General features: G+C 39.1%; 25 protein-coding genes. 11 read left to right on the forward strand and 14 right to left on the reverse strand.

Annotation, left to right across the window (positions count from 1 at the left end; translation table 11 throughout):
• Nucleotides 1-555: 555 nt before the first annotated feature.
• A complete protein-coding gene (locus KSMBR1_RS18200; protein WP_099326593.1) occupies nucleotides 556-1,665 on the forward strand; it encodes a GNAT family N-acetyltransferase/peptidase C39 family protein in 1,110 nt (369 codons plus the stop codon).
• A gap of 79 nt (nucleotides 1,666-1,744) precedes the next feature.
• Nucleotides 1,745-3,247 (forward strand): RimK family protein, encoded by a 1,503-nt coding sequence (locus KSMBR1_RS18205; protein WP_099326594.1) that lies wholly within the window; start codon nucleotides 1,745-1,747, stop codon nucleotides 3,245-3,247.
• Nucleotides 3,248-3,308: 61 nt separating this feature from the next.
• On the opposite strand, the gene KSMBR1_RS18210 is transcribed toward KSMBR1_RS18205, so the two are convergent.
• The 7 genes from KSMBR1_RS18210 to KSMBR1_RS18240 form a co-directional block, all read right to left on the reverse strand.
• Nucleotides 3,309-3,959, reverse strand: coding sequence for a hypothetical protein (locus tag KSMBR1_RS18210; protein WP_099326595.1), 651 nt, complete (start codon nucleotides 3,957-3,959; stop codon nucleotides 3,309-3,311).
• Nucleotides 3,960-4,178: 219 nt separating this feature from the next.
• Nucleotides 4,179-5,096, reverse strand: a complete 918-nt coding sequence (locus KSMBR1_RS18215) for an SDR family oxidoreductase (protein WP_099326596.1) — start codon at nucleotides 5,094-5,096, stop codon at nucleotides 4,179-4,181.
• Between the two features lie 51 nt (nucleotides 5,097-5,147).
• Nucleotides 5,148-6,299 carry an aminotransferase class V-fold PLP-dependent enzyme gene (locus tag KSMBR1_RS18220; protein WP_099326597.1) on the reverse strand — a complete coding sequence of 384 codons (1,152 nt, stop codon included), beginning with the start codon at nucleotides 6,297-6,299 and terminating at the stop codon, nucleotides 5,148-5,150.
• A gap of 137 nt (nucleotides 6,300-6,436) precedes the next feature.
• Complete coding sequence (locus KSMBR1_RS18225; RefSeq protein WP_099326598.1) at nucleotides 6,437-7,462, reverse strand: ThiF family adenylyltransferase; 1,026 nt, start codon at nucleotides 7,460-7,462, stop codon at nucleotides 6,437-6,439.
• A 1-nt stretch (nucleotide 7,463) separates the two neighbouring features.
• On the reverse strand, nucleotides 7,464-8,141 hold the full coding sequence (locus tag KSMBR1_RS18230; RefSeq protein ID WP_099326599.1) for a hypothetical protein: 678 nt from the start codon (nucleotides 8,139-8,141) through the stop codon (nucleotides 7,464-7,466).
• Nucleotides 8,142-8,200: 59 nt separating this feature from the next.
• Complete coding sequence (locus KSMBR1_RS18235) at nucleotides 8,201-8,419, reverse strand: NifU family protein (RefSeq protein WP_099326600.1); 219 nt, start codon at nucleotides 8,417-8,419, stop codon at nucleotides 8,201-8,203.
• A gap of 18 nt (nucleotides 8,420-8,437) precedes the next feature.
• Complete coding sequence (locus KSMBR1_RS18240; protein ID WP_099326601.1) at nucleotides 8,438-8,662, reverse strand: DUF1858 domain-containing protein; 225 nt, start codon at nucleotides 8,660-8,662, stop codon at nucleotides 8,438-8,440.
• Between the two features lie 251 nt (nucleotides 8,663-8,913).
• On the opposite strand from KSMBR1_RS18240, the gene KSMBR1_RS18245 reads away from it, so the two are divergent.
• Nucleotides 8,914-9,810, forward strand: a complete 897-nt coding sequence (locus KSMBR1_RS18245) for a cytochrome C assembly family protein (protein ID WP_099326602.1) — start codon at nucleotides 8,914-8,916, stop codon at nucleotides 9,808-9,810.
• 225 nt (nucleotides 9,811-10,035) lie between these two features.
• Entirely contained in the window at nucleotides 10,036-11,328 is a 1,293-nt protein-coding gene (gene hemA / locus KSMBR1_RS18250) for a glutamyl-tRNA reductase (protein WP_099326603.1), read from the forward strand.
• Between the two features lie 66 nt (nucleotides 11,329-11,394).
• Here the strand turns inward: hemA and queC are convergent, their stop codons facing one another.
• From queC to KSMBR1_RS18265, 3 genes are all read right to left on the reverse strand, one after another.
• The gene (gene queC / locus KSMBR1_RS18255) at nucleotides 11,395-12,072 is read right to left on the reverse strand and encodes a 7-cyano-7-deazaguanine synthase QueC (protein ID WP_099326604.1); all 678 of its coding nucleotides are present in this window, start codon (nucleotides 12,070-12,072) and stop codon (nucleotides 11,395-11,397) included.
• 3 nt (nucleotides 12,073-12,075) lie between these two features.
• Nucleotides 12,076-12,711 (reverse strand): radical SAM protein, encoded by a 636-nt coding sequence (locus tag KSMBR1_RS18260; RefSeq protein ID WP_099326605.1) that lies wholly within the window; start codon nucleotides 12,709-12,711, stop codon nucleotides 12,076-12,078.
• 311 nt (nucleotides 12,712-13,022) lie between these two features.
• Nucleotides 13,023-14,360 (reverse strand): IS1380-like element ISCku8 family transposase, encoded by a 1,338-nt coding sequence (locus KSMBR1_RS18265; RefSeq protein ID WP_099323544.1) that lies wholly within the window; start codon nucleotides 14,358-14,360, stop codon nucleotides 13,023-13,025.
• Nucleotides 14,361-14,416: 56 nt separating this feature from the next.
• Here KSMBR1_RS18265 and KSMBR1_RS18270 point away from each other — a divergent pair, with 56 nt between their 5' ends.
• The 4 genes from KSMBR1_RS18270 (at nucleotide 14,417) to KSMBR1_RS21300 (ending at nucleotide 16,562) form a co-directional block, all read left to right on the forward strand.
• Complete coding sequence (locus KSMBR1_RS18270) at nucleotides 14,417-15,028, forward strand: 23S rRNA (pseudouridine(1915)-N(3))-methyltransferase RlmH (protein ID WP_197705248.1); 612 nt, start codon at nucleotides 14,417-14,419, stop codon at nucleotides 15,026-15,028.
• A gap of 438 nt (nucleotides 15,029-15,466) precedes the next feature.
• The gene (locus KSMBR1_RS18275; RefSeq protein WP_099326606.1) at nucleotides 15,467-15,682 is read left to right on the forward strand and encodes a hypothetical protein; all 216 of its coding nucleotides are present in this window, start codon (nucleotides 15,467-15,469) and stop codon (nucleotides 15,680-15,682) included.
• Nucleotides 15,669-16,232: a hypothetical protein gene (locus KSMBR1_RS18280; RefSeq protein ID WP_099326607.1), complete on the forward strand. Its 564-nt coding sequence runs from the start codon at nucleotides 15,669-15,671 to the stop codon at nucleotides 16,230-16,232. Before KSMBR1_RS18275 ends, KSMBR1_RS18280 begins: the two co-directional genes overlap by 14 nt.
• Before the next feature lie 156 nt (nucleotides 16,233-16,388).
• Entirely contained in the window at nucleotides 16,389-16,562 is a 174-nt protein-coding gene (locus KSMBR1_RS21300; protein WP_478210072.1) for a DUF3024 domain-containing protein, read from the forward strand.
• A 260-nt stretch (nucleotides 16,563-16,822) separates the two neighbouring features.
• On the opposite strand, the gene cobM is transcribed toward KSMBR1_RS21300, so the two are convergent.
• The 4 genes from cobM to KSMBR1_RS18300 all read right to left on the reverse strand — a co-directional run bounded on the left by cobM (nucleotide 16,823) and on the right by KSMBR1_RS18300 (nucleotide 20,687).
• Nucleotides 16,823-17,554 carry a precorrin-4 C(11)-methyltransferase gene (cobM, locus tag KSMBR1_RS18285; RefSeq protein ID WP_099326608.1) on the reverse strand — a complete coding sequence of 244 codons (732 nt, stop codon included), beginning with the start codon at nucleotides 17,552-17,554 and terminating at the stop codon, nucleotides 16,823-16,825.
• A gap of 53 nt (nucleotides 17,555-17,607) precedes the next feature.
• Nucleotides 17,608-17,973 carry a hypothetical protein gene (locus tag KSMBR1_RS18290; protein ID WP_099326609.1) on the reverse strand — a complete coding sequence of 122 codons (366 nt, stop codon included), beginning with the start codon at nucleotides 17,971-17,973 and terminating at the stop codon, nucleotides 17,608-17,610.
• A gap of 267 nt (nucleotides 17,974-18,240) precedes the next feature.
• Nucleotides 18,241-18,648 (reverse strand): carboxypeptidase-like regulatory domain-containing protein, encoded by a 408-nt coding sequence (locus KSMBR1_RS18295; protein WP_099326610.1) that lies wholly within the window; start codon nucleotides 18,646-18,648, stop codon nucleotides 18,241-18,243.
• Nucleotides 18,649-18,980: 332 nt separating this feature from the next.
• Nucleotides 18,981-20,687: a tetratricopeptide repeat protein gene (locus KSMBR1_RS18300; protein ID WP_099326611.1), complete on the reverse strand. Its 1,707-nt coding sequence runs from the start codon at nucleotides 20,685-20,687 to the stop codon at nucleotides 18,981-18,983.
• A gap of 300 nt (nucleotides 20,688-20,987) precedes the next feature.
• On the opposite strand from KSMBR1_RS18300, the gene KSMBR1_RS18305 reads away from it, so the two are divergent.
• The 3 genes from KSMBR1_RS18305 to KSMBR1_RS18315 all read left to right on the forward strand — a co-directional run bounded on the left by KSMBR1_RS18305 (nucleotide 20,988) and on the right by KSMBR1_RS18315 (nucleotide 23,128).
• The gene (locus KSMBR1_RS18305) at nucleotides 20,988-21,257 is read left to right on the forward strand and encodes an AbrB/MazE/SpoVT family DNA-binding domain-containing protein (protein WP_099326612.1); all 270 of its coding nucleotides are present in this window, start codon (nucleotides 20,988-20,990) and stop codon (nucleotides 21,255-21,257) included.
• A complete protein-coding gene (locus KSMBR1_RS18310) occupies nucleotides 21,254-21,517 on the forward strand; it encodes a DNA helicase (RefSeq protein WP_099326613.1) in 264 nt (87 codons plus the stop codon). Before KSMBR1_RS18305 ends, KSMBR1_RS18310 begins: the two co-directional genes overlap by 4 nt.
• Before the next feature lie 105 nt (nucleotides 21,518-21,622).
• Nucleotides 21,623-23,128: a 2-isopropylmalate synthase gene (locus KSMBR1_RS18315; protein WP_099326614.1), complete on the forward strand. Its 1,506-nt coding sequence runs from the start codon at nucleotides 21,623-21,625 to the stop codon at nucleotides 23,126-23,128.
• Nucleotides 23,129-23,132 lie beyond the last annotated feature (4 nt).

A 23,132-nucleotide genomic window follows, 5' to 3' on the forward strand; every position in this document is an offset into this window, starting at 1 on the left:
CAAACAGATACTTCACTATGTTCAGTACAAGGTTTGAGAACGAGTTGTGCTTCGGTAGTTTAATAGATTACGCTGAATAGTTACGGAAATTGTGGGGTGGGTAAAAATTAATGCTGTTGCGTTTCTGTCTTTTAAAACGCAACCCAATTTAAATATGTTTCAAAAAACTAAATTGCTACAAAAATAATTATTTCTTTACTTTTTTATAAAGCGCAGATATAAGCAATTTATAATAAATCATACAAATAGTACTTTTTCGCTTCAATTTAGTCCGAAAATAGGTTTTTACCCTCCCTTGTGAGACTGTTTTAGGCTATGAAGGTTTCACCTGTAGTTTTCATTTCGACCAAAGGATAAATCCTGAAGAGTCCTCGCTCGTTCGGAGTTCCGAATGGCAGATTAAAGGGATGTTTCTTTCTCCTTTGTGACCGAAAGTAATGGATTTTTAGTAGAGAGAGAACTATTAATAGAACATTTCTGACATACCCATTATATAAACTGTCTGTACCTTTTATCATTTCTTTTACATATTTCACAGGGATAAACTGTTTTTACATGATTCAAGAGATTACATTAGAACATCTGGACGAGTTGGAAGAACTTGAAAATAAGAGTTTTGCCACAGATAGACTGTCGCGCAGGAATTTCCGGTATCTTCTGACAAAAGCAAATGCAATAACCCTTGCGGAGATAGTCGATAATGCCATTCGGGGCTACTCTATCATACTCTACAATACCGGTACATCATTAGCCAGGCTCTATTCGTTTGCAGTTGACCCTGATTTTAGAAATCAGGGCATTGGCAAACAACTTCTCGAGGCTTCAGAAAAAGCCGCAATTGATTACGATTGTATTTCCATGAGGCTTGAAGTGAGAGAAGACAATTATAACGCAATACAGTTTTACAAAAAAAACGGATATAAGCAAATAGGGGTTATTGACGATTATTATGAGGATCATATGGACGCTATTCGCTTTGAAAAGCTTTTAGCGCCACATCTTAAGCTGGAAATGGTACATGTTCCTTATTACAGGCAGACATTAGATTTTACTTGCGGCCCTTCAGTATTGATGATGGCAATGAAGGCGCTGGACACCTCTGTAGAGATAAACCGTCAAATGGAATTAAGGATTTGGCGTGAATCTACTACCATTTTTATGACGTCTGGGTATGGTGGTTGCGGGCCTTACGGCCTTGCACTAGCTGCCTTTCGAAGAGGTTTTGACGTTGAAGTGTATGTAAATGAAAGCAGTGCGTTTTTTATTGATTCGGTAAGAAGCCCGTATAAAAAAGAGGTGATACAACTTGTTCAGGAAGATCTTCTTGAAGAACTTAGTCAATTACCTATCGAATTAAAATATAAAACATTAAGCGTATCTGAAATTCAGGAAAAGTTTGATAAGGGTGGTATTCCTATTGTCCTGATAAGCTCTTATCGAATTTACCGTGAAAAATTTCCTCACTGGGTGGTAGTTACCGGCTTTGATGAAAAATATATTTATGTGCATGACCCATTTGTAGATGTAGAGGTTTATAAAACAGAAACAGACTGTATTAACATGCCCATTTTGAAAAAGGATTTTGAACGGATGGCAAAATATGGAAAATCAGGGCAAAAATCAGTAATCATTGTAAAAAAGAAGAAGGCAAACATCCTATCTTAATGGGAATATTCAGGAGACATGCCGTGAAACTATTATATTACCTTATTTTGGAATACTTATTACATTTCGATAAAAAATAATGGCAACTCATATTGTGTTAGTGGAAAATTATAAGGATTGGAATCCTCATTATTCTGATGCATTAGTAGTGACTGCAAAAGATTATGTAGCACACCAGGAATATTTGAAAATAAAAGATATAAAAATTGTTAATTTATGCCGTAGCTACCGGTACCTGAGTCTAGGGTATTATTGTTCGCTTCTTGCGGAAGCACGACGGCACAAAGTGATCCCCTCCGTAAAAACGATCAATGATCTGAGCAGTAAGTCAATTTATAGCCTCAACGTAGAAGACCTCGACGTATCCGTTCAAAAAAGCTTAAAGAAGAGAACGAAACACCTGGCGGAAACGGCGACGTCATTTGATTACATGATATATTTCGGGCAATGCGAAGAGAATGATTTGCAGGAACTCGCACGGCAATTATTCGACATGTTTCGCTGTCCGATCCTCAAAGTAGAGTTTCGTTTTCAGGGCAAGTGGAATATTTTTGCGATAAAACCTTCATACGTGCATAATCTTATCCAAGGGCAGGAAGCTATTTTTTTTCAGGCATTCAATGACTATTTAACAAAACGCTGGCAAACGCCTAAAGTAAAAAACAAAGAAAAGTATGACCTTGCAATTTTATATAATCCGACGGAACAATTACCTCCTTCCAACCAACGGTCTCTCCAAAAATTCATCAAGATTGGGAAAAAACTCGACGTTAACGTTGATTTAATTGAAAAAAAAGACTATTCAAAACTCGCGGAATATGATGCCCTGTTTATTCGTGAGACAACAAGGATTAATCATCATACGTTCCGATTTGCGAAAAAAGCGGAAAATGAAGGCATGGTCGTCATAGATGATCCCGATTCAATTGTGAAATGTACCAATAAGGTATATCTCTTTGAAATACTTTCCGCCAATAAAGTACCTGTCCCTAAAACGATATTGTTGCAGAAAAAAGATATTAATAGAATAATAAAAGCGCTCGAATTAAAGTTTTCTTATCCGATTGTTTTGAAAATACCTGATAGTTCATTTTCAAGGGGAGTAATAAAAGCAGATAACCTTGACGAATTAAAAGAAATAACAAGCCGCCTGTTTGAAGAATCCGATTTGATTCTGGCACAGGAATTTTTATATACCCCATTTGACTGGCGTATAGGCATTTTAAATCGTGTCCCGATATATGCCTGCCAGTATTTCATGTCGAAAAAGCACTGGCAAATCATACAACATGGCCCTGATGGCCGTTTTACCGGGGGAGACTTTAAAACATTTCATGTTGAAGACGTTCCGCAGGATGTTATTTACATTGCCGTAAAAGCTGCAAATCTCATCGGCAACGGATTGTATGGAGTGGATTTAAAGAAGACCGACAAGGGAGTGCTGGTGATGGAGATAAATGATAATCCTACCATTGACGTAGGTGTAGAAGATGGCTGTTTAGGCGATAAATTGTATCGGATTATTATTGAAGAATTCATTAGAAGACTGAGCATGAAAAACGGCGAAAAGCATGAAAAATAGGTATGCAAGCATAGTGGTGGGTGCAAGCAATAGGGCATAGGGCACTGCCCACAGATTTGAACTAGGGAAGGGGGGGGTATTTGGATAAAATTAAATATTCAAATCCACCGGGGCCACAAACTTTAGTGAGTTGATCAATGATATACTTCTGTCGGGTAGCATTTTCATTGGGACCTGAAATGTAAAAAGGTTTTCCATTTTGTCCAAATTCAATTTCTTCCGAACAGGTATTTGGGTCAACATCACCAAAAATCATACACGCCTTAATATATGCAGGATGAGGATTAAAGCCCAAATCTCTCGCATAGGAAACAGCACTTTCTACTAATTTTCTCACATAGGAAGGGTCTTTTTTCACAAACAATGATGCCTGGTAGCTGTCATGACCCTTAAGTTTGGCGTTATATTCAGTTTCCGGGGCGACAATATACATTGCGTTTTTTACTCCTAAGCAATATACATCAACTAAAAAAGCACTAGCGGCGATATTGCCGTTTGGCAGAACCCTGCTAAATAATATATTCGTGATACCCCTGTCTAAGGTCTCCTGCATCAGACACTCATACATAGGATATTTTGCAATCTTTTCCGCGTCGATTTTATTAAATAATACTTCTTTTTTTAATTTTGTTGTTTTTTTTGCAAGTATCAATTTTCTTTTCGCCTTCTTTTTTTCAACTTTCTTTTGCTGTTTTTTGTCTCTTTTGTGCATGTTAGTTCCTTAATTAATATACTATATATAGCGTTTCATTAAAATATCTACATTGATACCGTCATTGCGAGCGATAGCGAAGCAATCTTAAGTCTTTTGGGAACAAGAGATTGCTTCGTCGCTCCACTCCTCGCAATGACATTTTTTTACGCACACATTTTAACGAAACAAGGGACAATTAAATATTTTGTTAATACTTTATAAGCATCTTGAGTCTAATTATTTTATTCTTCTTCTCGCAAGTTCGCTTTCGTATTGTTTTCCCAGTATTGATGCATTTTCCCTCGCCCATTCGGTTAATTTTGTATTGCCCGCCGGAGGTGCATCAACGTAAAGCAAGTCATCCATAAGCCCTTCTATTTCATCTTTTGTTATCAAAACATCATGGACAAATTTCCCGATAATTAGTGCAAGGCAATATCCAATGAAGGGAGAAACTGAAATAAAAAGTCTCTTTTTACCAATGATGTCGCCAATTTCCGTAACCAAATCACGATAAGAAAATGTTTCAGGTCCGATGGCATTAATAATGGTATTTTCGCTCTTTTCACCTTGCTCCACCGCCAATATGGCAAAATCATTTACGTAAATTGGTTGTAAACGATAATTGCCCTCGCCGAATATACTAAAAAAGGGAAATTTTCGCAACGCCCACGCAATGTTGTTGATCAAAATGCCTTCCTTTCCGAACAAGACAGCCGGACGTAAAATAGCATACGAAATACCGGATTCTATAAGGTTTTTTTCGATTATTGCCTTATCCCTGAAATACTCATACGGTGAACTTTCGGAAGGGTTCGTTATACTCGTGTGTACTATTCTTTTTACTCCGGCTTTTTTAGCCGTTTCGAACAGGGCAAAAGTATTTTGTATCGCAGTGGAGTAACCAAAAGTCTTGTAATTAAAACGAACCCAATAGGTGTTGTAGAGCACTGAAACACCACTTAATGATTCCGCAAGTTTCTCTGGCTTGTCAAAATTAAAAGGATACGCCTTTACACTTTCACCAAAAGGGTTAGGGCGATGCAAGGAATTGGTGAGGGTAATGACATTACGCCCGCGGTCTAATAAGTTTCTTGCAATATATCTTCCGGAAAATCCGAATGCTCCGGTGACGGCATGTAATTCAGTACTCATACTGATTTGTTTAATATAGGGGTTATTGATAGGATAATGGCGGTTTTGTACTTAATGAATCGTTTCATTTGCAATGTCATTCAATGCAGAGATTAATATATCTATTTCTTCTTCCGTGTTAAAAAAACCAGGACTAATTCTTATTGTGCCATCGGGATACGTACCCATTTGCTGATGAACAAAAGGTGCGCAATGTAGTCCGGGTCGTACTGCAATAGTAAATGATTGATCTAATATTGCCCCTGCTTCTGCTGCAGTATATCCTTTTATGTTTATTGAAAGTATTCCTACTTTCCTTGATACATCTTTCGTCCCATATAAAATAAATCGTTCATCATTTTGAAGGGCATTGATTATTTTTTGAATTAATTTCCGTTCATGCGCCCTAATCGTGTGTGTACCCTTTGATACGACATATTCAATTCCAGCTTTCAGGCCAACGATACCAACGGTATTTGGGGTGCCGCTTTCCAGCCGGAACGGCATTTCTTCCGGTTGTGTTAATGATGCGGGTTCAAATCCAGTGCCTCCCTCTCTCCATGGACGAAGCTTAATACGTTCATGGATATAAAGACCGCCTGTTCCCGTTGGGCCAAAGGGCGCTTTATGTCCCGTAAACGCAAGCATATCAATATTGCATTCATTAACATCAATTTCACATACTCCGGTAGTTTGCGCTGCATCTACCATAAACACAATATCCCGTTCTTTTGCAATCAAACCAATTTCTTTTATCGGTTGAATTGTGCCAAGAACGTTTGTTGCATGGGTGAGAACGATTAAGCGGGTTTTGGGAGTAATGGCATTTTTTACGTCGTCAGGATTAATAAAACCATCAGAGGAATTTTTCACCTTTGTTACGGTTATTTTATTATCTTGTGCTAATCCGTTTAATGCGCGGGATACAGCGTTATGTTCAAGATAAGAAGTAATTGCATGATCGCCTGTTTTGAGTAACCCTTTTATGCCCATATTTATCGCATCAGTTGCATTGAAGGTAAATACAAACCTGTTTGGGTCCTTTATGGCAAGAAAATCCGCAATTATCTTTCTTGTATTCTCAATTTCACGTTCTACGGTGACTGCCATCCTGTGGCCGGAACGTCCGGGGTTAGCCCCCATTGTCCTGTAAAAGGTATCCATTGACGTATATACAATTTCTGGTTTCGGATAACTTGTTGCTGCATTATCTAAATAGATCATAATTAAATAGGTCCCCTAAGCTGGCGTAGCCAGAACCAAACAAGCATGAAATAAAAAATACGAGATTCGAAGTACTAAATACGAAACAAATCCGAATAACAAAGCATCAAATCCAAAATATACAATAATAATCGGTTTTACATCCCGATGTATTTTGCATAAATACCTTTTGCCGTTATTACATCATTTGTTCCGGCTATAATTGTCCTGCCGTCAGGGAAGGCCGTTAATTCATAATTATTTACCTTCAACCGTAGCAGATATTTATTAAAAGATACGTTTCCTGCTGTACTCAAACGCGAGGCAAGCGTTGACAAATCAATCGTTGAACCGTTTGCCGGTGCGATTTGCACTGCATTTCGTCCGCATAAAGAAGTGGTTGAAGAGTATTTTTCATTCCTTAAATATTCATATTGTTTGTTTTTACAGGCCTTACAATCATTTATTTCTCTGAGGTTGTTTATATTAAGCCTTGTTATCTCATTCTTCCACAAATCAAATTTGAGAAGCTGCCTGTTAATAGACGCGCCATTGCCAGTCAGGATTTTTAAAGCCTCGGCAACCTGAATCGAGGCGATCAAACTTGCGGCAGGCGATAGTATCCCTGCGGTATCACATGTTTCAGTATTGCCGAAAGGGGGAATGTCCTGCATGACACAGCGTAAACAGGGGGTTTCTCCGGGAACGATTGTCATCGTTAATCCCGTGCTGCCAATACATGCACCATAAATCCATGGAATGTCATTTTTCACACAATAATCGTTAATGAGAAACCGGGTTTCAAAATTATCGGTGCCGTCAATGATTATATTTGCATTGTGTAAGTTTGTATCGATATTGGAGGGATTAATATCCGTGACGGCTGCTTCTATTATTATGCCGGAGTTGATTTTTTGTAGTTTTTTTTGGGCGGCTATTGCTTTGGGTAGATTATTCCAGAGGTCTTCTTCATCAAATAATGTCTGGCGCTGCAAGTTGCTTTCTTCAATAAAATCCCGGTCGATTATTTTTACACGATTCACACCGCTGCGTACCAGGAGATTTGCAGAAGTGCAGCCCAATGCGCCGCAGCCAATAATGACGACTGTCGTATGGGCGAGTTTTCTTTGTCCTTCTTTTCCTATGGCAGAGAATAATTCCTGCCGGACATAACGGTCAGACATGTTAACTGTTATTTTTTAGAATACTTAAACACGATTTGTCACCGGATGCAATTGCCTTTTCTCTTTTATATGTTGAGCTGGGATTCAGTCCCTCGCAAAAACCGGAAATCCATGCATTAACAATATCGCACATCGTTAAAAAATCTGCGCCTGCATTTTTCCAGTATTTTTCATGCACACATTCCTCATGATCCCATGTGGTGCATTTCTCTGAATCTTCCACAACCTGAGCGCCTCTGTCGCAAGGCATCCCATCGCACAGGTAATCACCCAGTAATTCAAATGCCTTTGATGTACTTTTGCACTCGTTCGCAGATAACCCTTTACGGTTTACGGCCTCCTTACCACATTGAATGCCATGAGCATGCGCTGCTTCGGAGGCATTTTTCCCTGCAGCATCATATTTTGCACAAAAGGCAGCTATAATAGCTGCCTCCCGTGTTTCTCCCTCGATAATAATGCTTTGAATCCCCTGATGAATGGACTTGTTTGCCAGTAATTCTTCTAACGATTTAGTGCTGTCTGTTTGAGGGTATTTTTTATATACCTCTCCGAGCAATGCTTCTGCGTCAGCACCGTATCTTGCTTTGAATGCAGAGACAATATTATTTTCGCGTGCTTCAGAAGTCTTTATTTTTCCAAACATCCAATAGTGGATAGGTCCCAGGACCATGCTCATAATAGCGCTCCTTTTATTTATCAGTCTCTTCTGTATTGCGTTGCCTAATAGATAGTAACTTACGCCAGTTCTACGGATTCAATCTCAGGGATAATTTCCTTAAGTCTGGCTTCAACTCCATATTTCAATGTGGCAAGAGAGCTGGGGCATGAACCACATGCGCCTTTTAAACGCACTTTAACAATACCATCTTCATAATCAACAAGCTCAATATCTCCGCCGTCTGCTTGTAATGCCGGCCTAATGCCCTTAAGAGCCTCTTCTATTTTTTCCTTCATTATTCTTCCTCCTTAAAATTATGATTTATGTTTTTCGATAATTTCATTTAATTCCTTTATGATAACTTCCGGATCTACATTATGCATCGTTGCGCCAAATGCAATGTCTTCTGTTTTAGAACCGGGGCAGGTATAGCAGCCTGCGCCAAAATACTTTTTTACAACGGATTCTGTTTCGGGGTAATTTTGGATTACATCGCCTATGGAAGTCTTCTTTGTTATCTTAGGTTTTGTTTCCGGCATAGATAAAACCTTTCTTAAATAATACGTTTTAAAAGTAAAAGCTCTTACTGAGTACAACCACTTAAAAAAGCTTATTCAAAGCAGAAAGCATAGATGCGGGTTGTGATTCCATCCAAAAAATGATTACGGTTTTCAGGTTATCTGACAAATAAATATTTGTCAATTAAAAAAAACCAATATATTTCCTACTATCGCTGATGATTGAAAATAATGGTTGATTAATAGAGGGTTATTTTTTAAATTAACCTATTATGTTTACGGCATCTCACATTCCATTTATAATAAGCATCGTCTTGTACCTTATTTCATCGGTATGGTCGGTCGGTCACATTATAAAACCTGATTTATTTAACAAAAAAGTGGCCAGATGGGCAACGGTAATGGGCTTTTTAATCCATAGCGGGTATCTCATCTTTCTTGGCATTCGTTCTAACAACATTCCCATCACAAACGTTTATGAATCTTTTGTTTCATTGCTCTGGTGCGTCTTATTTGTCTTTATCAACATAGATTACCTCTATAAATTGCCTTCTCTGGATACCTTTCTCATGCCGCTCGTTACGGCGCTTTCTCTATGGGCGCTCTCTTTTGATAAAAGTGACATGTTGATTACGGTGAGTCTCCAGAAATTCTGGCTTGTTGCCCATATTATTCCTATTTTTATCGGCTATGCGGCTTTTACTATATCGTTTAGTTTGAGCGTAATGTATTTAACACAGCAGAGACAGCTAAAGCATAAAATATTTGGTCGTCTGTTTAACAAACTCCCTTCTTTGGAAGGTATTGATATGCTCATTTGGAAGACTATTTCTTTCGGTTTTCCATTACTTACTCTTGGTTTGGTATTTGGTACGTTCTGGGTAAAGACACAGGATATTTTGGGGGAAATGTGGTATTTGGATCCCAAAGTTATTCTTGGCCTTGCCACATGGCTTATTTATGCCGCCTTATTACACATGCGCCTGGTTGCTTCCTTTCACGGCACAAAGATAGCGTTATTAACGATTGCCGGTTTTTGTTTTGTTCTTTTTACCTTTATCGGAGCATTTTTTATCGGGTCAAAACACGCTTTTCAAAAACTGAGCACTAATGCGGCATATATCGAAATTTTAGCGGCGAATAAACAACAGTACCCTAAGCGGACATAGCTGATAAAAAATACGAAGCACGAAATACGAAAGAGGAACCACTGATTGCACGGATTGCATCGATTAAAAAAGTAGTCGGCAACCTACAATCTACAGTAGGCAAATTGCAGACTGAGGACTGAGCGAAAAATGGGAATCTTAGGATTTCCTACTTTTTAACGGTACAACCATGGCGGAAGTAGGAGTTATTATTATTTTGATTTGCAATAAGGATTAAATAAAATCATGAGTATTTTAGTGGTGGGACTAAATCATAAATCTGCTCCGGTTGATATCAGGGAAAAGCTTGCATTTAATAATAATTCTGTTTCAAACGCACTGTCTTTATTTTCCCAAAAATATCCTTCGTCAGAAGCAGTTATTTTATCCACCTGTAACCGCGTAGAAATGTACGCGTCGTCCGCTTCAGATGCGGTGAAATTGGAAGATATCCTCTCGTTCCTGGCGGAATTTCATAAAATCGAAGAAAATGAATTTTCCCAGTATATGTATCATTATAAAGACGACCGTGCGGTGATGCATCTCTTCCATGTGAGTTCCAGCATTGATTCTATGGTAATCGGTGAGTCGCAAATTCTTTCACAGGTTAAAGAGGCATACACACTCGCCAGCATGGAACAATCAACCGGAAAAATTCTCAATCAATTATTCCAACAGGCGTTAAATATTTCCAAAACGATACACACCAATACTTCCATAGGCCAGGGCAAGGTTTCCATAAGCTCTGTTGCTGTCGAATTTGCTGAAAAGATATTCCAGGATTTTGCCGGCAAAATGGTATTAGTGGTAGGGGCTGGTGAGATGTGTGAACTTTTGCTTAAACACCTTTATGAAGAGGGGGCGCGAACGATTATTGTAGCAAACCGTACCTTTGAACGCGCACAGGCAATTGCTGATGCATTTCAAGGTGAGGCGATTAAATATGAATTGCTCGGTGAATACCTTTCAAAGACTGATATTATTATTACTTCCACCTCAGCGCCGCATTACGTAATTCATAGCGATCAGGTGAAAGACGCAATTAAGCACCGCAGGGGGAATCCCATGTTCCTTATCGATATTGCCGTTCCCAGAGACATAGAACCGTCTGTTGGCAATATCGACAATGTGTATTTATATAATATTGATGACCTTCAATCCGTTGTAAACCAGAACCTTGACGACAGAACCCGCGAAATCGAAAAATGCCGGGCAATTATTGAAAAAGAAGTGGAACACTTCATGGCAAAGCTTGAACAAATAAAGATAGAACCTGCGATAACATTATTGAGAAACAGTTTTCACACCATCGGAAAAGATGAATTAAGCCGCTTGAAACCAAAACTGAGGAATATTAATGATGAAGAATGGAACCAGGTGGTTTACACTATGGAAAGAACCCTCAATAAACTCTTGCATCATCCTGCCAAGATAGCAAAGCAGGAAGCAAGTAACGGAGGAGGATACCGTTACGTAGAGACAATTAAAAAACTCTTTGGCGTCTTTCATCACCATTCATCAGAAGATTCAAACAAATAGCCCCGCCTCATAGTATCACCATGTAAAAATGTATTACCCTATGCAATTGTTCACCATGCCGGCGTATCATGCATATTCAACCGGGTCTTTGTATCCGGATTCTTCGAATGCCTTTCGTCTTAGATAACAGCTATTGCACACACCGCAAGCCTTATCAGTGTTTTTGTAACATGACCAGCTAAGATGGAGCGGCGCTTTCAATGATATACCCAATGTTACAATCTCTGCCTTCGTTTTAAAAATAAGTGGAGTCTCCACCGCTATGCGGGTTTCAGGTTTTGTTCCGGCGTCAATCAATTTGTTAAACACTTCGTAATAAAATGGTTTACAATCAGGGTATCCCGGGGTGTCGTGTGAAACGGCGCCGATAAATACCTTTTCAGCGCCGATAACCTCTGCCCATGAAACTGCTACGGAAAGAAAGAGGGTATTTCTGAATGGCACGTATGTTGTCGGAATTTCTTTGCTATCAGGCTCTGCCTCTTGAACAGGTATCATCGTATCCGTAAGGCTTGAACCACCAATTTTTTTAAGATAATCGATATTTGCAATAAGAATTTGTTCGGCAGGGACTTTGTAATATGCGGCTATTTCATGGAATGCCGAAAGTTCTTTTGATTCGGTTCTTTGTCCATAATTGATATGTAATAATGCGAGATCGTATGTTTCATTTGCGATTGCAGCGGTTACACAGCTATCCAAACCGCCGCTGGCAAGCACAATAGCAGTATCTTTTCCTTTCATTTTTTACACGCCCCTTGTTTCCGGCCCCCAAATATACTTATGCATCTGAAGCTGCAACCGCACGTTAATGTGATCCTCTAAAATCCATGAAGCAATTAAAGAAGGTTGAATCATTCCGTAAACAGGATTCATTAAGATATGGGCAATTTCGGTTAGATGATATTTACTGATCATTGATCTTGCCCATTCATAGTCGTTTCGTGAAGACAGGACAAATTTAACCTCATCCTTTTTTGTTAAATGCGATATATTGTGCCAGCACATTTTATGGCTCATACCGCTGTCTGGACACTTTACATCCAAAATCCTTATTGTACCTTCGGGCAAAACACTGACGTCATAACTGCCGTTTGTTTCAACAAGAACGGTATAATTCCTGTTAAGTAATTCACGTACCAACACAGGTGTATTGTGATTTGACAGAGGTTCTCCCCCGGTAACACACACTGATTTCAATCCGAATGAATCAATCTTGTCAATGATGGAAGAAATTGGCATTTCATTCCCTTCATCATAGGCATACTGCGTATCACAATAGCTGCAGCGCAAGTTGCATCCGGTTAACCTGACAAAAACAAACGGAAGGCCGGTAAAAGACGTCTCTCCCTGTATACTCCTGAATATTTCATTAATCAACATGCAATAATTTTATCAGCAAAAGAAATCCTTGCAAAGTAATTAATGGTATTGATACCTAAATCCTGCAAACGATTTTCGCAATGCGAAAATCAGTATTTTCCACTACCAAGATTGGCAAAAAGCGATAACAGATATCCGTTTTTTAGCAATTGTGGTAGCGCTATTGTACTACTTTAAACAAAAAGACATGGGAAATTGTCGGAAACGTGCTCTCTGATGCAATGAAAATCAAGATAGGGATGTACTGTCTCCATCTGCGGTATACTTACCACTCTCAAAAGACTAAAAAAACGAAATACAACGTCGGTTTTCTACTGAAAAACTACATCCAGTGACATGCGTTCCCACTTTTCCCATTCCTCCTGATGGAGAAATTTCTCCGGCAATTTTAATGTCATCTGCCGGCTTCTCTCCACCAGTTTCCCTGCCACACGGATTAACCACAGTCTCATCGTCTTTACTTCCCACTGTTGTATCACTCCACCACTGAGCAATCCCATCCACTTCAAAAGATTATACGCTAACACCGCACACTGAAATAGCGCAGCATTGGCCAAAAATTCACCCGTACGTATGTGCCCCGCATTCATCTGTCCTTTACTCTCTTCTATCAAAGTCTCGCAGGTAGCCCTCTTTCCATAACAACGATGCGCTTCCATCGGACTTAACCGCTCCGTTGTAACGTAACAAAAATACTCATACACGGACACTTCTACTAATTTCTTTTCTCTTTTGACCAATTGCCGCACTGCCACAAAACGTCTCGCACGATCCCACCCTGCACATCGATACCAAAATTCAGCCTGTTCCCATCCTGGCTCCCCTTTCACCTCATTCCATTTCTGCCCTTCAAGCAATCCTTCCAGATTCTTCAGCTTTACCTTAATCAGATATCCCGCCAATATTGACTCAAGGTATTCAAGTAATTCTCCGGTAAAAAAACCGCTGTCTCCCCGAAATACCACCCTTACCCCCTTATTCATGTACGCCATACATTCCTTCATGAACTCTACTACTCCGTTACTCGTGTAGGCGCTTCCACAGCGGAACCAACTATGTAATACCTCCTTTGTTTCTGCAATAAATGCCATTAAGGGATGATACGCCTTCTGCCCCTTCTTGTGCGGATTATATCCTACCTCTGCACCCTCCTGTTTCCCATATACACCATCTACGGTAGAATCAACATCTATCCATACTTCGCAAAGAGCACTCCTGAGTTTATGGCCTGATCTCACCGCACGCTTCCATATCTTTCCCCTAAACCGGTGGATCACCCCCGTCAGTTCCACTATATCTCCCTGACTCGCCAGCTTCATAATACGTCCTATCGTAGTATCTACAGGTACCTCTTTCCACCCGGACATCTTCTTCAATACCTCATCTGTACACACCTTCATCACCTCTACCATCGATGTCGCCCCTGCTATCAACCCTATCACTACCATTTGTACCGCATCGACAAACTGATACCGGGCATTTGCTCCACGATCCTTATGGACCGCTTCATGGACTCTCTCCCGGAACATCAGCTTACCCATAAAATTCAATACCGGTAAAAGCCCTGCATGTACCGTTAAGCCTTTCCCGCTCATCTCTGCCTTGATTTTCGGTTGTCTTTTGCTGTATTTTTTTGCTATATTCTTCATCGAAATGGTGAATCTCCTTTCAGGTGTTTTTTGTTATCAATATACCGCCGAATACCTTGGAAATCCTACCATTTCAATCCTATTCCTGCAACAAGGCTTTGCCTTGTTTGCAGGATTTAGGAGATACTATTTCATTTCGTATTCGGATGTTATTCAATGTACGATTTACGGCAGGGGATGTTACGGATATTCACATGAAGATTGAACTTATAGTAACAGGGAAAACGGAAGATGACTATCTGAAGAGGGGGATATCCGTTTATGCAAACAGGCTAAAGCATTATTGCGCATTTAATATTGCAGAAATTTCTTCAGTAAAACCTATTAGCAGCAAATCGTCTGAAGATGTGAAGGAAAGAGAAGCAGTTGCTCTTGAAAAATTGCTGGCGCCAACAGACTTTGTTGTACTGTTGGACGAAAAGGGCAGAGAACTGACTTCTGTTGAATTTGCTGATTTTTTACAGCAAAAGATGAATACGGGTGTAAGGGCAGTTAAATTTGTCTCCGGCGGGGCATACGGCATTGCAACACAGATAAAAAAAAGGGCAAATTTTACGTTATCATTATCACTGATGACGTTTTCTCATCAGATGGTGCGCCTGTTTTTCGTAGAGCAACTTTATAGGGCAATGACCATTATCAGGAATGAAAAATATCACCACGAATGATTGAGATATAGTCAAACAAGTCAGGTTTTTGAAACTTAAACCGGCAAATGCAGGCGATTCGCACTACATTTTTAGAAAATCAGAAGCTTTTGGCTATAGTACCTGGTGTAAAATAATTATTTCCCTTGCCCTTTTACGGCAAAAATAGTAATTGCTGTAACAATTTAGTTTTTTGAAAAAGTAGGGGCGAAGCATTTGCCAGTTTGGGGAAGAACGCATTTGTGAAATTTATAGCGAATGCTTCGCCCCTGCACTATACGGCAAACATCATTATTATTGGAATTTATCAAAGAACTAAAGGGGAGTATTCCCGAACTAAAGTGTTACGAAAGAAAAAAAATGTCTATTCTACATGCTGCATTCATGCTGCATTCAGCTTACAATATAACAAAGGTTAATGCGTGGCCATTCGTGGCTAACTATTGAGGACTGTATGGTATGAGGCTGGACAAAGGGCAGATTGAAGTAGTGGACGATAAGGTTGCGGAGATACTCCGTGGAAAAACAGGCATGGAGCGATTACAAATAGTTTGGGATTTATGGACGTATTTTCAAAAGAGTCTGAGGGCATATTTAAAAAACCTTCATCCTGAATGGACTGATGAAGAATTGCAAAAAGAGATTATAAGGCGGATGACCCGTGGAACAAACTAAACTTATGCGTTTGATTGTTCAGGTGTTGGAATCCCTGGAAATACCGTATATGATTACTGGTTCTCACGCATCTGCATATTATGGTGAACCCCGTTTTACCATGGATATTGATATTGTCGCAGACCTGAAAGAAGAACAGATTGATGGATTTATCACATTCTTTCAGTCTGATGAATTTTATTGTGATAAAGAAACGATAAGGACTGAAATAAAAAGGCGGGGACAGTTCAATATCATCCACTCTACTTCAGGGTTAAAAATTGACATTATTTTGACAAAAGAAACCACTTTTTCTAAAACTGAATTTTCCAGGAGAAAAAGGGAATCACTGTTTATTGATAAAAAAGCGAACTTTACAACACCGGAAGATGTAATTATAAAAAAAATGGAATTTTATAAAGAGGGCGGTTCTGAAAAACACCTCCGTGATATTACCGGGATTCTCAAAATATCAGGTGACGTACTAGACATGAACTACATCGCCCAATGGGCAGACAGATTAGGCATTCGTGTTATATGGGATGCAGTATTAAGGCGACTGAAGGAATAATTGGTTTGTTTGTGTAGAAATTCTTGCTTTGGACTCGGGTAAATACTGATGTTATTCCGTGTCCTATTGAAAGGAGAATTGCACAATGGCAACAGGCAGATGGGTTATAGACGATCGCACACTAAAAGGAGAAGAGCTTAAGGCATATTTGGAAGCATAGAAGTATGGGATGAAATGGAAATTGCACGACTTGGCTGGACAGGAGGAGACGATTACAACCTTGCCTACTTTCGGCACACCGGCAAATGGCAGGACTGTTTATCAGGGACACTGGACGAATGCCTTCAGGCGATAAAAGATAATGAGTTTGGGTTGTTTTGGATTTTTTAATTTGAATTGTCTGACCAACCCCAATGGATTTGACTGGTAATTAAGAAAAGGCTGAAATGATTGAAAAAGCCGAATATGAGGAGCTTGAAAGCCTGATTTAATCAAAGAATGATTCGGCTGAAGATAAAGCAGAAAATTAAAAAGAGTCTGGTAGGTGAATGCCATTATCTTGGCTATACCCAACCCATATCTGTCCGCGTCTCAATTACAAAAGTATGGAGGGGATATGTATGCCATGTGAACGGTTACTGTTTTTATTTCTAACGAGCATTTTCACTATAGAGTATTGATCGCTCAAATTCCTTGTTTAGCACGTGTCCTACTATAATCATAGCTGTTTTTGTTATAGCCTCGTCTTTTACTAATTTATCAATGTGCGATAAGCATGAGCGAACGATTTTTTGTTGTGGCCAGGATGCCTTGTAGACAACTGCGATAGGACATTCATTTCCATAATGAGGAATGAGAATTTTTACAATCTCAGATAATTTTTCAATGCTAAGAAAAATACACAGTGTAGGAGTAGAGGCCGCGAGTTTGCTGAGGTGTTCTTTTTCCGGCATGGGAGTGTTGCCTTCCATTCTTGTAATTACAATCGTTTGGGTAACTCCTGGAAGCGTCAATTCCTGTTTTAATGCGGCAGAAGCGGCAACGAAAGAACTCACTCCCGGAATAATTTCATATAAAATCCCTAGTTCATCAAGCACACGCATTTGTTCCTGTATAGCGCCGTAAATAGCGGGGTCGCCGGAATGCAGACGAACGAGGTCTTTGTTTGCTATTTTTGCCTCTTTGAATACCTTTGTCATATTTTCCAGATTCATTTTCGATGAATCGTATTTTTTTGCACCGGATGGCAGGGCGGAGAGCAATTCCTCGTTTACCAGTGATCCTGCGAAAATACAATATTCTGCGCATTTAAGCAGATTAAAACCTTTTACTGTTATAAGATCTTTGTCACCTGGTCCAGCGCCAACAAAATATACTTTCATGAAAAAACTCCGTTTATAATGGGGAGGGTTAAAGGTATATTAACGGTATTCTATCAGTTTCCGTCTTTCCAATGAATTGAGTTTATGATAACTTTTTTTGATTCCTCGCCCACGATCTTAAATTGGCTATCTTTTATTACATAGGTAGAGGCAGATTTACTGCTGTTTCTTACCGTAATAATCCAATACGCACCGTCTTTGCCAACGGATTCCACTCTTCCGTTTTTTAAAGTGATAGTAACACTTAGCACCGCTTCGCCTTCGCTACCCGAGATTTGTCTTACATTGCTTATGGTAAAAACGCTGGGCAATCCTGCTTTTAACCGGATCTGCTGAGATCCTACATCGATAAATTGTCCATTTGCAATAACTGGCATAGTAAACAATAAAAATAGAAACAAAATAATTTTGCAATTCATTTCCTGCTCCTTTTCTCTCTTTTCCCGAATATTTTGTTGTTTATACGGATATGATTTATTATTAAATTTTCCCTGTTATACCCATTTTCCCGTAAAGATTTCAAATAAATCCTTATTTTAAGCACCTGCCTTCTTCATATTTCCATTCTTCGGCATGATTACTTTCGGTATATATACTTACAAAAAAACGCATAAGCCAATTTATTAATTTTAAATCAGACTTATGCGTTTTATTTAACAGGAAAATGAAGTTGCAGGGGTTGTTTACTATTTCTTTCCTGAAGATTCGATCTCTATTTCGGCAAATTTCGCCCTTCCGCTTTTCAATTTTACGGTAGCTTTTGAATTTTTAAAATTTTTCTTTCCCGCCGTCAATTTATAAGTATCTTCTTTCAAATTATCAAATTTAAATTTACCGTTGCTGTCTGTATTAACCTCATCCTTCATCCCTGTATTTTTCCCTTTCAGTTGTACCTGGGCAGCCTGCATGTATGACATATAACATGATTGAAAATATACTACCGTGCCATAAATAGACCCCTTTTTACTGCAAGCATTCTCAACGCTATTTGTGAGTCCTTTTTCTCCATCCGTGCCTGCCTTGAGGGATAACACAAGCGATATAATCAATACACCAACCATAGGTAAAATAAACAAAAATTTACGTTTTTTCATAGAACTGTTCTCCTTTGCTTTATGTTAAAAAGATTGAATGTACAAATGGTAGAATAATTATGTTTAATTCGAAGGCTAATTTGAATTATCGGGCTATCGTCGAAACACCTTAATAAAAATCCGGCTTATTATATAAACCCTAATAGATAAGTCAAGACAAAAAAAAAGAGGTTAAAAGCGTTTTACCTGTAATTACCATTTCGAGGAATGAAGTATCGTGAAATCTTTGTCCGGATCAGGCTACGAGGGGGGGATTCTCGTTCTACGCTGAATGAACGCCGTCTAAGTGGTGATTTCATGACTATTTGTGACCAAAGAAACTATTGAATGCTTCATTCTTCTTCCGCTTTAAATGATTTCAGACTGTTGTAGATTCTCTCTTCAGTTTGAGCTTCCAGATCCATGTCTTTTTCTTTGTAAAGTAGCCATAAATTGTGGTGTGCGTCAATATCATCAGGGTCAATATCAATTGTTTTTGAAAATGCCGCAATTGCCTCATCGAGCCGCCCGAGTTTTTTATAGGTTTTCCCTAAATTGAAATAGGCATTCACGAAATCCGGGTCAATAATGACTGCTTGTTCCCAACAGGCAAGGGCAGAATTATACTTATTCTTTTTTGTATATGCATTTCCTAATTTGTAATATACCAATGAATTAACCGGGTGGCCTTCTACAATTTTTTCCCATGTTTTTATCGCTTTGTCGATGCTGCCTTTGGCTTCGTAAGCGTCCGCAAGATTATTCAATGTAGTATAATCATCAGGATTTGTTTCAAGCACCTTTGACCACATGGAAATAGCATTATCAATTTTTCCTTGATTATAAAGCGCAACGCCCAGATTAAAGTATGCGTCTGTGTTTGTTGGATTTATTTCTATAGTCTTTTTCCATGCACGGATAGATTTGTCTACATCACCAATTTCAGCGGCCAGTTCACCATAATTATAATACGCTTCTTCATACGAGGGGTCATCGGAAAAGGCGCTTTCATATGCGGATAAAGCTTTGTCAGGCATGTTAATTTTTGTATAGATTTCTCCAAGTTTAAAATGTGCGGGGGCAATGGCATTGCTTATTGCTATTGCCTTTTCAAGCGATGCTATGGCTTCTTTTGAGTTGCCTTCTTTACTTAAAATTAATCCAAGGTTATAGTGTGCTTCGGCAAAATCCGCTCTTAGTTTCAGAGCGGTTTCAAAAGCATCTTTTGCCTCGTTTAAATTATTATGTGCAAAGAGTGCAATACCCAGGTTGTTATAGGCGTCTGTGTAATTATTTTTTAATTTGACAGCAGTTTGGTGTGCAGAAATGGCCTTTTCAATTTCGTTCATCTCATAGTAAATAATACCTAAGTAATTGTGTGCTTCAGCATCCCTGGGATTCAAATCAAGTGTTTTTTGGAACTCTGTAAGCGCTTTTTCCGGCATGTTTTTTTTGTAAAATGCAAGTCCCATGCTAAAATGAAAATCAGGATTGTTTGAATCGAGCTTGATTGCTTTATTTAAATAGTCAAAGCTCTCATTGATTTTGTTTGTTTCAAGGTATAAAAGTGCCATAGTGTAGTATGCTTCCGCCATAGAAGGATTTAATTTCAGGCACTCTTTTAAAGCGGAAAATGCCTCTGTATATTCATTTTTCTTTTTGTATAAAAGACCCAGGTCGTTGTATGCCTCAGCTTTTCCTTTAAAGTTATATTTGTCGTAGTAAGAGATGGCATTATTTAGTTCATTCATTGCTTTACTAAATTGATTAATTTCTAAGTAAGCCTTGCCTAAATAATGGTGCAATTCTCCATCTTGCCGGATACCCTGCAATGCAAAATTAAATTCGTCAATGGCTTCCTCGGTCATGCCTTTTTTGAAATAGGTAATACCTAAAGTTTTATGTTCCTTTGCTGACAATGCGCCGGTCAATTTGTCGGTTATTGAACCGATATATCCGCCTTTTATGTTTTTTTTATCTTTAGTATCGTATGGAGAGCTGCATGCCATCGGGAAGAAAAGAAGAATGTAAGCTACCCAGAAATATTTCTTAATGATCATTGGTTTTTAAGTAAAAAATAAAATTAAGCCTTCAGCGACTTTTTTGGATGAAATATTTCAACGCAGGGGCGATCCGGCAGGGATTGAAGATCTTCAACCCCTCCTTTATCAGTTCCTTGCTCTAAATCTTACCAGTATTTACAAGGCATTCAAGGAAATTCATTTACTTTTTGCTTGTATCTGTTTTTGTTTCCTGTGACTTTCCGGATAAAATAAAAAGTAATGGTGGAATTGGAAACGGTAGTATAGTAAGATATTCTTACCATTTATCATATAATTTACAATTGGAGATACGGAAATATGAAGGTGTTGACAATATCATCCAAAGGGCAAATTGCAATACCAAAGGAGATAAGGGATTTTTTGCATATCAAAGAGGGCGACAGACTGGTTTATAAGATAGACAGGGGCAGGATTGTATTGGAGCCTGTAGTAAGCGTCCCACGTTCACAGTCGTACTTCTGGACACCCGAAGTACAGGAGAAGGTTAAAAATGCTGATGAGAATTTTAAGACGGGCAATTTCAAGACGTATAAGGTAGATAAATTTATAAAGGAATTAAAGGCGTGAGCGGGTATCTTATTGCCGTAGAACCCGAATTCTTCCCACAGTACGACAGTCTGCCTAAAGAGATAAAGAAGAAGTTTAAGAAACAATTAACCTGTCTGAAAGGCAATCCAAAGCACAATTCATTACAGATGCACAAACTTGAAGGTACGGACTTCTGGGAATTTTATGTTGATAAGGGCTATCGCTGTGTCTTTAAACTAGAGGGTAATGTTTTCAAGCTTTATTTTATAGGGACACATAAATTGATTGATAATTTTTAATAATTAAAGTTTGTCTTTTATCCTATGTATAGTGTAAAAAACAAAAAACTAAAGTGTTACAAAAACTTTGAAGGTCTCATTTAATTATATTGGCAAAAGGATGTTATGGATAATATCATTATTTTTGATACAACTTTGCGTGATGGGGAACAGTCGCCAGGCGCCAGCCTTGATATTGGGGAAAAGCTACAGATAGCACGACAGTTGGCATTGTTAAATGTTGATGTAATTGAAGCGGGCTTTCCGATTGCGTCTCCGGGCGATTTTCAGTCCGTGAGCAATATAGCAAAGGAAATTCGCGGTGTTTCCATTGCTGCACTTGCCCGCGCAATGGAAAAGGATATAGACAGTGCGGCAAAGGCATTGGAAAAAGCGGAAAAGCCTCGGATTCATATTTTTCTCGCCACTTCCGAGATTCACAGAAAATACAAATTGCTTAAAGCAAAAGATGAAATAATTAATTTGGCAGTGAAGGCTGTTGCTTATGCCCGAAAATTTGTTGAGGATATAGAGTTTTCTTCGGAGGATGCTTCCCGCACGGAGATGGATTTTCTTGCCCAGGTCGTTGAGTCTGTTATTGCAGCAGGCGCCACAACCGTTAATATTCCCGATACTGTTGGTTATGCAGTGCCCGAACATTATGCGTCAATAATTACCGGATTAAAAGAAAAGGTAAAGAATATCAGCAAAGCTGTTTTAAGCGTACATTGTCATAATGATCTTGGTTTGGCAGTGGCTAACTCATTGGCGGCGGTAAAAGCAGGCGCAAAACAAGTGGAATGCACCATGAATGGATTGGGGGAACGGGCGGGGAATGCCGCTTTGGAAGAGGTAGTTATGGCGATAAAAACACGTCAGGATTACTATCGCTGTTCAACTCGCATCAAAACAAGGGAATTAACAAATTCAAGCCGGCTTGTGAGTGTGTTAACGGGGATGCGTGTTCAGAGGAATAAGGCAATTGTAGGCGAAAATGCGTTTGCACATCAATCCGGCGTCCATCAGGATGGTGTGCTCAAGGAGAGAACCACATACGAAATTATGCATCCAGAAGACATTGGACTTCAGAAAACAAAAATCGTGTTAGGGAAATTATCAGGCAGGCACGCTTTTAAAGAAAGAATTAAGGAGTTAGGGTATGATTTGACGGAGATTGAATTTGAAAAGGCTTTTGAAGAATTCAAACGGCTTGCTGACAAGAAGAAGGAGATATTTGATGAAGAAATAGAAGCTATTATCGATACGGAAAAGATGGAAATTCCTCACATTTTCCAGTTAGAAAGTTTAAGCATTAGCTGCGGGCCAAATGTTGTGCCAACTGCAGGCGTTCGGATCAGATTGAGTGATGGAAGTGTTGCTGATAATGCGACAATAGGCGACGGCCCCATAGACGCGCTTTTTAAGGCTATCGATCTTGCTACCGGAATTTCAGGTAAGTTACTTGATTATCATATTCAGGCTATTACCAGTGGAAAGGACGCCATGGGCGAGGTTTACGTAAATGTTGATATACACGGGAAGAATGTGAAAGGCCGTGCGGTAAGTACTGACATCATTGAGGCGAGTGCAAAAGCCTATTTAAATGCATTAAATAAAGTGGCTGCAAAATAAACCC

Origin of the sequence: Candidatus Kuenenia stuttgartiensis, assembly GCF_900232105.1 — a bacterium.
Taxonomy (GTDB): Bacteria; Planctomycetota; Brocadiia; order Brocadiales; family Brocadiaceae; genus Kuenenia; species Kuenenia stuttgartiensis_A.

What these genes read in the sequence shown, in the direction of transcription:
- KSMBR1_RS18200 (WP_099326593.1), top strand. Translation starts at nt 556, where the DNA reads ATGATTCAAGAGATTACATTAGAACATCTGGACGAGTTGGAAGAACTT.
- KSMBR1_RS18205 (WP_099326594.1), top strand. Translation starts at nt 1,745, where the DNA reads ATGGCAACTCATATTGTGTTAGTGGAAAATTATAAGGATTGGAATCCT.
- KSMBR1_RS18210 (WP_099326595.1), bottom strand. Translation starts at nt 3,959, where the DNA reads ATGCACAAAAGAGACAAAAAACAGCAAAAGAAAGTTGAAAAAAAGAAG.
- KSMBR1_RS18215 (WP_099326596.1), bottom strand. Translation starts at nt 5,096, where the DNA reads ATGAGTACTGAATTACATGCCGTCACCGGAGCATTCGGATTTTCCGGA.
- KSMBR1_RS18220 (WP_099326597.1), bottom strand. Translation starts at nt 6,299, where the DNA reads ATGATCTATTTAGATAATGCAGCAACAAGTTATCCGAAACCAGAAATT.
- KSMBR1_RS18225 (WP_099326598.1), bottom strand. Translation starts at nt 7,462, where the DNA reads ATGTCTGACCGTTATGTCCGGCAGGAATTATTCTCTGCCATAGGAAAA.
- KSMBR1_RS18230 (WP_099326599.1), bottom strand. Translation starts at nt 8,141, where the DNA reads ATGAGCATGGTCCTGGGACCTATCCACTATTGGATGTTTGGAAAAATA.
- KSMBR1_RS18235 (WP_099326600.1), bottom strand. Translation starts at nt 8,419, where the DNA reads ATGAAGGAAAAAATAGAAGAGGCTCTTAAGGGCATTAGGCCGGCATTA.
- KSMBR1_RS18240 (WP_099326601.1), bottom strand. Translation starts at nt 8,662, where the DNA reads ATGCCGGAAACAAAACCTAAGATAACAAAGAAGACTTCCATAGGCGAT.
- KSMBR1_RS18245 (WP_099326602.1), top strand. Translation starts at nt 8,914, where the DNA reads ATGTTTACGGCATCTCACATTCCATTTATAATAAGCATCGTCTTGTAC.
- hemA (WP_099326603.1), top strand. Translation starts at nt 10,036, where the DNA reads ATGAGTATTTTAGTGGTGGGACTAAATCATAAATCTGCTCCGGTTGAT.
- queC (WP_099326604.1), bottom strand. Translation starts at nt 12,072, where the DNA reads ATGAAAGGAAAAGATACTGCTATTGTGCTTGCCAGCGGCGGTTTGGAT.
- KSMBR1_RS18260 (WP_099326605.1), bottom strand. Translation starts at nt 12,711, where the DNA reads ATGTTGATTAATGAAATATTCAGGAGTATACAGGGAGAGACGTCTTTT.
- KSMBR1_RS18265 (WP_099323544.1), bottom strand. Translation starts at nt 14,360, where the DNA reads ATGAAGAATATAGCAAAAAAATACAGCAAAAGACAACCGAAAATCAAG.
- KSMBR1_RS18275 (WP_099326606.1), top strand. Translation starts at nt 15,467, where the DNA reads ATGAGGCTGGACAAAGGGCAGATTGAAGTAGTGGACGATAAGGTTGCG.
- cobM (WP_099326608.1), bottom strand. Translation starts at nt 17,554, where the DNA reads ATGAAAGTATATTTTGTTGGCGCTGGACCAGGTGACAAAGATCTTATA.
- KSMBR1_RS18290 (WP_099326609.1), bottom strand. Translation starts at nt 17,973, where the DNA reads ATGAATTGCAAAATTATTTTGTTTCTATTTTTATTGTTTACTATGCCA.
- KSMBR1_RS18295 (WP_099326610.1), bottom strand. Translation starts at nt 18,648, where the DNA reads ATGAAAAAACGTAAATTTTTGTTTATTTTACCTATGGTTGGTGTATTG.
- KSMBR1_RS18300 (WP_099326611.1), bottom strand. Translation starts at nt 20,687, where the DNA reads ATGATCATTAAGAAATATTTCTGGGTAGCTTACATTCTTCTTTTCTTC.
- KSMBR1_RS18305 (WP_099326612.1), top strand. Translation starts at nt 20,988, where the DNA reads ATGAAGGTGTTGACAATATCATCCAAAGGGCAAATTGCAATACCAAAG.
- KSMBR1_RS18315 (WP_099326614.1), top strand. Translation starts at nt 21,623, where the DNA reads ATGGATAATATCATTATTTTTGATACAACTTTGCGTGATGGGGAACAG.